Source organism: Allobosea sp. P1_A7, from assembly GCF_056406775.1.
In genome coordinates this window covers 1-7,753 of sequence record NZ_JBFTZN010000273.1, presented here as the reverse complement: position 1 = coordinate 7,753, position 7,753 = coordinate 1, and the positions used below count along the sequence as shown (strand labels likewise).

The 7,753-nt window shown below is 66.2% G+C and carries 8 protein-coding genes; 4 read left to right on the top strand and 4 right to left on the bottom strand.

Annotated features, from left to right (window positions below):
• The first annotated feature begins 113 nt into the window (after nt 1-113).
• Complete coding sequence (gene fabF / locus AC1D34_RS30685) at nt 114-1,379, top strand: beta-ketoacyl-ACP synthase II (protein WP_476826252.1); 1,266 nt, start codon at nt 114-116, stop codon at nt 1,377-1,379.
• Nucleotides 1,380-1,390: 11 nt separating this feature from the next.
• Here the strand turns inward: fabF and AC1D34_RS30680 are convergent, their stop codons facing one another.
• Nucleotides 1,391-2,920 carry an acyl-CoA carboxylase subunit beta gene (locus tag AC1D34_RS30680; protein WP_441491476.1) on the bottom strand — a complete coding sequence of 510 codons (1,530 nt, stop codon included), beginning with the start codon at nt 2,918-2,920 and terminating at the stop codon, nt 1,391-1,393.
• 89 nt (nt 2,921-3,009) lie between these two features.
• Nucleotides 3,010-3,798: an ATP12 family chaperone protein gene (locus AC1D34_RS30675; RefSeq protein ID WP_476826251.1), complete on the bottom strand. Its 789-nt coding sequence runs from the start codon at nt 3,796-3,798 to the stop codon at nt 3,010-3,012.
• A gap of 264 nt (nt 3,799-4,062) precedes the next feature.
• On the opposite strand from AC1D34_RS30675, the gene AC1D34_RS30670 reads away from it, so the two are divergent.
• Nucleotides 4,063-4,320: a YjhX family toxin gene (locus tag AC1D34_RS30670; protein ID WP_441491474.1), complete on the top strand. Its 258-nt coding sequence runs from the start codon at nt 4,063-4,065 to the stop codon at nt 4,318-4,320.
• Between the two features lie 58 nt (nt 4,321-4,378).
• Complete coding sequence (locus AC1D34_RS30665) at nt 4,379-4,882, top strand: GNAT family N-acetyltransferase (protein ID WP_476775890.1); 504 nt, start codon at nt 4,379-4,381, stop codon at nt 4,880-4,882.
• Between the two features lie 41 nt (nt 4,883-4,923).
• Here the strand turns inward: AC1D34_RS30665 and AC1D34_RS30660 are convergent, their stop codons facing one another.
• Entirely contained in the window at nt 4,924-5,742 is an 819-nt protein-coding gene (locus AC1D34_RS30660; RefSeq protein WP_476826250.1) for a methyl-accepting chemotaxis protein, read from the bottom strand.
• 84 nt (nt 5,743-5,826) lie between these two features.
• Nucleotides 5,827-6,828, bottom strand: coding sequence for a P1 family peptidase (locus AC1D34_RS30655; RefSeq protein ID WP_441491472.1), 1,002 nt, complete (start codon nt 6,826-6,828; stop codon nt 5,827-5,829).
• 190 nt (nt 6,829-7,018) lie between these two features.
• On the opposite strand from AC1D34_RS30655, the gene AC1D34_RS30650 reads away from it, so the two are divergent.
• On the top strand, nt 7,019-7,678 hold the full coding sequence (locus tag AC1D34_RS30650) for a Spy/CpxP family protein refolding chaperone (RefSeq protein ID WP_476775893.1): 660 nt from the start codon (nt 7,019-7,021) through the stop codon (nt 7,676-7,678).
• Nucleotides 7,679-7,753 lie beyond the last annotated feature (75 nt).

Here is a 7,753-nt window from a genome sequence, read left to right as displayed (position 1 = left end):
ATAATGTCGCTCTCATTCCCGGTCCGCGAGCCAGCGAACAGATGCGCCGGCACATTGCCGCGCAGAGAGGTTTGCGACCGCTCTGTCCCTCTCACATCGAATAGGATCTGCCGATGCGCCGCGTCGTTGTAACCGGTATGGGCGTTGTCTCGCCCCTGGGCTGTGGAACCGAACTGACGTGGTCGCGGCTGCTCGCCGGCCGTTCCGGGCTGCGGCGCCTGCCCGACAGCATTGTCGAGACCCTGCCGGCCAAGGTTGCCGGTGCCGTGCCGACGAAGGCGGAGGACGCTGAGGGGGGCTTCGATCCCGACAGCGCTATTGCTCCCAAGGACCAGCGCAAGATGGATCGCTTCATTCAGTTCGCGCTGGTGGCGGCGAAGGAGGCGCTGGAGCAGGCCGGCTGGGCGCCGACCGATGACGTGCAGCGGGAGCGCACCGCGACGGTCATCGCCTCCGGCATTGGCGGCTTCCCCGCGATCGCCGAAGCGGTGCGCATCACCGATACGCGCGGTGTGCGACGGCTTTCGCCCTTCACGATCCCGTCCTTCCTGGTCAATCTTGCGGCTGGTCATGTCTCGATCGACCACGGCTTCAAGGGGCCGATCGGTGCGCCGGTCACGGCCTGCGCCGCTGGCGTGCAGGCGATCGGCGATGCGGCGCGGCTGATCCGGGTGGGAGAGGCCGATATCGCGCTCTGCGGCGGCGCCGAGGCCTGCATCGATCTTGTCGCGCTTGGGGGCTTTGCCGCGGCGCGTGCGCTCTCGACCGGCTTCAATGACGAGCCCGAGCGTGCCTCACGCCCCTTCGACCGGGACCGCGACGGTTTCGTCATGGGCGAGGGCGCCGGCATGCTGGTGATCGAGGCCCTGGAGCATGCGCAGGCGCGAGGGGCTGCGCCGCTGGCCGAGATCACTGGCTATGGCACCAGTGCCGATGCCTATCACATCACCTCAGGCCCGGAAGATGGTTCGGGCGCGCGGCGCGCCATGGAGATCGCCCTGAAACAGGCCGGCCTGCAGCCGCACGATATCCGTCATCTCAATGCGCACTCGACCTCGACGCCGGTCGGCGACCGAGGCGAATTGGCGGCAATCAGAGCGCTTTTCGGTTCGGAGCGCAGCATCGCGATCAGCGCCACCAAATCGGCGACGGGGCACCTGCTCGGCRCGGCCGGCGGCCTGGAAGCGATCTTCACCATCCTGGCGCTGCGCGACCAGATCGCGCCGCCGACGCTCAATCTCGACAATCCGGACGAGGATGCTGCGGGGCTCGATCTCGTGGCTAAGGAGGCCCGCCCGCTCCAGATGGAGCATGCCATCTCGAACGGTTTCGGCTTTGGCGGGGTGAATGCGAGCGCGGTATTCAGGCGCTGGCAGTAGCTCGCGTCAGCTCACAGCGGAATATTGTCGTGCTTGCGCCAGGGCCGCTCGACGTTTTTGGTTCTGAGCATGGCCAGGGCCCGGGCGATCCGGCGACGGGTCGAGTGCGGCATGATCACCTCGTCGACATAACCGCGCTCGGCGGCGACGAAGGGCGACATGAAGCGGTCCTCATATTCCTTGGTCTGGCGTGCGATGGTCTCGGCATCGCCGCCGCGGAAGATGATCTCCACCGCGCCCTTGGCGCCCATCACCGCGATCTGCGCCGTCGGCCAGGCATAGTTGACGTCGGCGCCGATATGTTTTGAGGCCATCACGTCATAGGCGCCGCCGAATGCCTTGCGGGTGATGACCGTGACCAGCGGTACCGTGCATTCGCTATAGGCGAAGAGCAGCTTGGCGCCGTGCTTGATCAGCCCGCCATATTCCTGCGCCGTGCCCGGCAGGAAGCCCGGCACGTCGACGAAGGTGACGATCGGGATCTCGAAGGCGTCGCAATAGCGCACGAAGCGGGCCGCCTTGCGGCTGGCATCGGAATCGAGCACGCCGGCGAGCACCATGGGCTGGTTGGCGACGACGCCGACGGTGCGGCCCTCGATGCGGCCGAATCCGGTGACGATATTGCCGGCATAGGCCGCCTGGATTTCGAAGAAGTCGCCCTCATCGAGCGTCTTCAGGATCAGTTCCTTGATGTCATAGGGTTTGTTCGGATTGTCGGGTACGAGCGTGTCGAGGCTCATGTCGACACGGTCCGGCACGTCGAAACTCGGCCATTCCGGGACGCCGACCGTGTTGTTGGCCGGCAGGAAGTCGATCAGCCGGCGCACCTGCAGCAGTGCCTCGACATCGTTCTCGAAGGAGCCGTCGGCCACCGAGGATTTCGAGGTGTGGACCTTGGCCCCGCCCAGCTCCTCGGACGTGACGGTCTCGTTGGTGACGGTCTTCACCACCTCCGGGCCGGTGACGAACATGTAGCTGGTGTCGCGGACCATGAAGATGAAGTCGGTCATCGCCGGGGAATAGACGTCGCCGCCAGCGCAGGGGCCCATGATCACCGAGATCTGGGGAATGACGCCCGAGGCCGTGACATTGCGCTTGAAGACCTCGCCATAGCCGCCGAGCGCCGCGACGCCTTCCTGGATGCGGGCGCCGCCCGCGTCGAACAGGCCGACGATCGGGGCCCGCATCTTCAGCGCCATGTCCTGGATCTTGGTGATCTTCTGGGCATGTGTTTCGGAGAGCGAGCCGCCGAAGACGGTGAAGTCCTTGGAGAAGACGAAGACGGTGCGCCCATTGACGGTGCCCCAGCCAGTGACGACGCCGTCACCCGGGATCTTCTCACCCTTCTCCATGCCGAAATCGACGCAGCGGTGCTGCACGAACATGTCGAATTCTTCGAAGGAGCCGTGATCGAGCAGGAGTTCGATACGCTCGCGAGCGGTCAGCTTGCCGCGCTTGTGCTGCGCCTCGATGCGCCTGTCGCCGCCACCCTTGCGCGCGCCCTCGCGGCGGGATTCAAGCTGCTCGAGAATGTCCTTCATGGAAATGCCCCGTCGCCGGTCAGAACGCCTGCGTTCCGGCTTAAGGGGCGAAGGCCATGCTGTCCATCAGCCGTTCGTTCGGGCTTGCGCTATCCGTGTTGGAGCAGAAGCACGGCCGCCGCGAATTCCTGGCGGCGGATCGTTCGCCTGGCGGCGGCGTCCTCATCCTGTCCCCAGATCTCGATCTGATAGTCCTCGTCGAGATGGGCGGCAGTCCATGCCTGCTCTTCGTCCAGCCGTCCGTCGGCGAGGGCCAGCATGAGAATGGCCGAGCCTGAAAGTGTCATCACATTATGCGCTCCGGCGAGCGCCAGAGGCGCGGAGAGAGCGGCAACACGCCGGGCGACGGCGTCGAGCAAGCCGGCCGGTTGCGCGGCAAACATCACGCCCTCAGTGAGGGTGAAGCGTGCGTCGAGGGCGGCCTCGGTGCCGGCGATGATCGGGTCCCAGACATCACGCTGGCGCTCGACCAGATTGTCCGGTTCGCTGGCGCGATAGCAGAGCGCGTCGCTGCCGGCATAGCGTACGATCTCGGCGCGCACGGCTTCATGCTGGTCGGACACGCCATCGAGCGCGGAATTGACCAGTCGTGTCAGCGGCATGACGGCGGGGTCGATCCGCTCGCCCTGCGCCTGCCATTCCGCGGCGAGTGCCTCGGCGACCGGGCGCGAGGTGATGGCCAAGGGATTCCGGGCCGGGGTCCGGGCCGTCCGGCCATCGAGCCCGACATGGAAGAGCCCGTCGCGTTCGAGCACACCAGCGGTTTCGTAGAAGCGCTTGGGCAGGGCGTTGCGCATCGCGCTTTGCGCCGCGGCAACGGGATCGGGCTGAGGCGAGCCGGGCGCACCGAACCGCTGGAGAAATGCATCTGTCGACATGCGGGTCCCATAGCGCATTCGGCGCAGGCGGGAAACGGTCCTGGCGCCGGTTGACGTTAGGAGGAGCGTGCTCTAAACGCCCGTCCTCCCGCGCCTATGCGCGCGGAAATGAACGTGTTGGAGAATGTCATGTTTGAGAGTGCGGGAACCCGGTGACGTTTCGCTTCGGCGGAACGTGATGCAGCGCCGGGTCTGAAATGCAGCATTCGATGCCTGCATCGGGCTCAGGCGCTTGTCATGGTTTCATGCACAGGCTCTACAAACATGAATATCTCCAGGGGCGAGCAGCGCGTGCTGCACGTGCTGGCCCAGGGCGGGCATATCCGTCACCATCGCGGCGATGATGGCCGCATCCACCATGTCGACTGCTTCACCCATGAGGGCTACGTGTTGACCAACTGCACGCTCGAGCTTTTCGGGAGCCTCAGGCGCAAGCGGATGATCGAATCGAGGCAGGGGCGGCCCTATCGCATCTCGCGACAGGGCCGGCTCGCAGTGAGGTCTCAGGCCGACAACCGGTGAGACCAAGGGGAGGGCCCGTCATGGGCCCTCCCGCTCTCGCGAGAACCGAGGACGCAACATGATCATCCGCGATGAGCAGCCCGCTGACATTCCCACAATCCAGGCGCTCATTACCGACGCCTTCAAGGACGTTTCCCACAGCAACCAGACGGAGGCCGCGATCGTCGATGGCTTGCGCCGTGGCGGTATGCTGGCCTTGTCCCTTGTCGCCTCCGATGGCGACGCCCTGCTCGGCCATGTCGCCTTCTCCCCGGTCATGATCGGCGGGCAGGAGCTTGGCTGGTTTGGTCTCGGGCCTCTGGCTGTTCGGCCGGACATGCAGGGGAGAGGCATAGGGGAGGCTCTGGCGCGCGCGGGGCTCGACAGGCTGAAGACGGCCGGTGCGAAGGGCTGCGTCCTGCTGGGGGCGCCGGGTTATTATGGTCGCTTCGGTTTCGCTGCGGACCCCCGACTCTGGCTTGCCGATGTGCCGCAGGAGTATTTCCTGGTGCTTGGCTTTGGCGGCCCGCTACCGGCGGGTGAAGTCCGCTACCACGCGGCGTTCGACGCAGGCGAAGCCTGAGGAGCACGAGCCCGGGTCCTGCGGCTGCGCATGCGTCAGAATCAGGTCGCCCGGATCCGGCCCAGGAACTGCGCGACCTCGGTACCGAGATGCGCGGATTGGGCGGCCAGCCTGTCGGCGGATTCGGCTATGAAGGCCGCTGCCTGACCGGTTTCCGCGGCCACCTTGCTGACGAATTCGATATTGCCGGAGGCCGCGATGGGCTCGTGTGCTGCAGCCTCGATGTTGCGGGCAATCCCCGAGGTGGCTGCGTTCTGCTGTTCGACGACGGTCGCGACTGCCGCCGAAATCTCATTGAGCGAGCCGATGGTCGTGTTCATCGTGTCGATGGCGCGGACGGCTTCACCGCTCGAGTTGCGGATCGCTTCGATCTGGCGCTGGATATCGTCTGTTGCCAGCGAGGTCTGGTGGGCCAGCGCCTTGACCTCCTGGGCCACGACCGCAAAGCCACTGCTGGAATGACCGAAGCGAGCGGCCTCGATCGCGGCATTGAGGGCCAGCAGGTTTGTCTGCGCCGCAATCGTCGAGATCATGCCGACGATGGTGCCGACATTGTCGGCCTTCGTCGAAAGCTCATTGACCGTCGTCAGCACCGTCTGCGCGTTTGTCGTGGTTGAGCCGACGATACGCGTGGTCTCGGCAACCTGCTTGTCTATTTCCCTGATCGAGGCCGCAACCTCGCTGGTCGCCTGTGTCAGGGCGATCACGTTCGAAGAGGTGTGAAGCGAGGAGGCCGAGGCGGCCTTCGAGCGTTCGGCGACCTGTGTGGCGCCGCTCATCATTTGCTGGGCGGCGGCACTGACCGTCTGCACGGATGAGATCACATCCCGTGCGATGCCGGCGATCTTGCTCGCGGTCAACGAAGATAGGGCCGTGCAACGACACGTGGATGATGCAGAATCTTGCCTTTCCAGGTGGCAAACGCCGCTGGAGCGGACCGGGCCTCAGGTCCCGAACCTGTCGCGCCAGGCGGGCTTGGCTCCGGCAAAGGGAAGGGCGGTTGCAGCGTGGACGCCGCGCGCGACGGCTCGAGCGAGGACGTCGGCGGCGGTCGCGCAGAGTTCTGCCAGGGCGAAGGCATCGGACGGCGCGCCGCTATGACCGGTTGCCGCGGCAAAGACGACGTCCCCGTCGAGCGGCGCATGGACCGGCCTGAGCGCCCGGGCCAAGCCATCATGCGCCGCAAGCGCCAGCCGCTTCGCCTGCGATTTGGTCAGTGCCGCGTCGGTCGCGACGAGTGCGATCGTGGTGTTCTGTCCGGCCCCGCCCTTGAAGCGCAGTCCGAGATCATCGGGCGAGATCATGGAAGGCCAGCCGAGGCCGCCGAACTCACTCGCTTGCTCATAGGGGGCGGCCCAGAAGCAAGGCCCGTCGCCGATCGTGGCACTGCCAACGGCGTTGACGGCGACGAGCGCGCCCACGATCTGACCGGTGGCGGCGCGCGCGCTGGCCGAGCCGAGCCCCCCCTTGAGCGTAGCGGTGGTCGCACCGTAGCCAGCGCCGGCGCTTCCGAGAAAAAACTCAGTGCCGACATTCTCTGCTGCCGCCCGGGCCAGCGCCCGATAAGGGGCCTCTGCGCCATTGCCCTTGGCCCAGCCCTTGTCGCCGCCATTCAGGAGATCGAACAGGATCGCCTGCGGCACGATCGGCACGCGCATGCCGCCGACGGGGAAGCCGCGACCGTTTGCGGCGAGCGTCGCCATGACCCCGTCGGCTGCGGCCAGCCCCCAGGCGGAACCGCCGGAGAGGACGATGGCGTCAACATGCTCGACAGTCATTTCCGGTTCCAGCAATGCGGTATCGCGGGTGCCGGGAGCGCCGCCGAGAATGGCCACCGAGGCTACGGTGGGGCGGTCAAACAGGGCGACGGTGACGCCGGTCGCTGCGGCAATATCCTGGGCTTGCCCGACGAGCAGGCCGCGAACATCGGTGATCAGGTTGCGCATCACGAGGGAATGACACCGGGGGGCGTGGGGGAACTTCGCGCTCGCTGGCGCGTCATCGCTACATTACGATCTTTTCATGCTTGCGCCATCGCAGGGTCAGGGGCGCGAGGTCAGCCTTGCCATGATCGCGAACCGGCTTCGAGACCCGCCAGCGACCTGACCTTGTCGATACGACAAACGGAGACCCAGRATGAAACGCATCGCACTTATCGCAGCTTCGTCGGCAGCCGCCCTGGCTGCGACGTTCGCGGTCGCGCAGCCGCAGCCGGTTCCACCTGCCGGCGGCTCCGGATCCTCGCGTGACATGACGCAGCAGGAGCGTACCGACCAGCGCGACCAGCGCCGCACCGAGCAGATGGAAGCCCGCATGAAGGAGCGGCTCGAACGCGCGCAGACACGCATGAACGAGCGCTTTGCCAAATTGCGCGCCGATATGAAGCTCAAGCCCGAGCAGGTCCCGTTGTTCGATGCGGTCGAGAACACGGTGAAGAAGGGCATGGAGCAGCGTCGTCAGGGCTTTGCGGCCATGCGCGAGCAGCGCGAGAATTTCCGCCACGCCGATATCATGGAGCGCCTGGACGCGATGGCCAGCCGTCAGGCCGCACGTGCCACGCGCAGCAAGGAGCTCGCGGATGCCGTTCGTCCGCTCTGGTCTACCTTGAGCGACGAACAGAAGACGGTGGCGCGCCGGGCTGTGCGCGAAGCATTCTCCGAGGGGCGCGCCCGCATGGAGCGGATGGGGGAGAACATGCGCGATCGCTGGCAGGATCGACGCGGCGGCCGGGATCGCGACGGTGACGATCGCGGCTCGCGTCGCGGCCGCTACCATAGCGACGACGACAACAACTGATCGCAGCGCGATCGCCTTCACCAGGCGGCTCCTCGGTGATCGCAGCGCGATCGCCTTCACCAGGCGGCTCCTCGG

Coding starts and splice junctions, on each gene's coding strand:
- AC1D34_RS30650 (WP_476775893.1), top strand. CDS start 7,019: ATGAAACGCATCGCACTTATCGCAGCTTCGTCGGCAGCCGCCCTGGCT.
- AC1D34_RS30675 (WP_476826251.1), bottom strand. CDS start 3,798: ATGTCGACAGATGCATTTCTCCAGCGGTTCGGTGCGCCCGGCTCGCCT.
- AC1D34_RS30680 (WP_441491476.1), bottom strand. CDS start 2,920: ATGAAGGACATTCTCGAGCAGCTTGAATCCCGCCGCGAGGGCGCGCGC.
- AC1D34_RS30655 (WP_441491472.1), bottom strand. CDS start 6,828: ATGCGCAACCTGATCACCGATGTTCGCGGCCTGCTCGTCGGGCAAGCC.
- AC1D34_RS30665 (WP_476775890.1), top strand. CDS start 4,379: ATGATCATCCGCGATGAGCAGCCCGCTGACATTCCCACAATCCAGGCG.
- AC1D34_RS30670 (WP_441491474.1), top strand. CDS start 4,063: ATGAATATCTCCAGGGGCGAGCAGCGCGTGCTGCACGTGCTGGCCCAG.